Origin of the sequence: Collinsella sp. AF25-2LB (assembly GCF_003458415.1) — a bacterium.
Lineage (GTDB): Bacteria > Actinomycetota > Coriobacteriia > Coriobacteriales > Coriobacteriaceae > Collinsella.
Genome location: NZ_QRUF01000039.1, coordinates 269 through 592, shown reverse-complemented (window position 1 = coordinate 592; position 324 = coordinate 269). Strand labels below are relative to the sequence as shown.

Below are 324 nucleotides of genomic sequence, written 5' to 3'. Positions count from 1 at the left end.
CTCGACGAGACGAGGACCGAGTCCGCGCACAGCTGCGCGGCGCGGGCCTCGTAGAAGACGTGCGGGCGGCGCTTGCAGCCGATCGCGCGGTACCGGCCGCACCCGTTGCAGCATCGCGGCCACGCGGCCAGGCGCGGGCATGCCGCCGACAGGTCGGCAGAGGCGTCCACGCGCTCGCCGCGCCTCTCCCTCGGCGCGGTCACGAACCTGTGCGACGCCACCTCGGCGCTCACCGTCGAGGGCGACCTGCCCAGCTCCCTCGCGATCTGCCTGCACGAGGCCCCTCGCTCCAGCATCCTCTGGACCGTGTCCCGCTCGTGCCTG

The 324-nt window shown here is 74.4% G+C and carries 1 protein-coding gene; it reads right to left on the bottom strand.

All coding sequences use genetic code 11. The features are described from left to right. Window positions 1-324 (bottom strand): helix-turn-helix domain-containing protein (locus tag DWY51_RS09410; protein ID WP_233504689.1); only part of this gene is annotated, 324 nt, incomplete at both ends.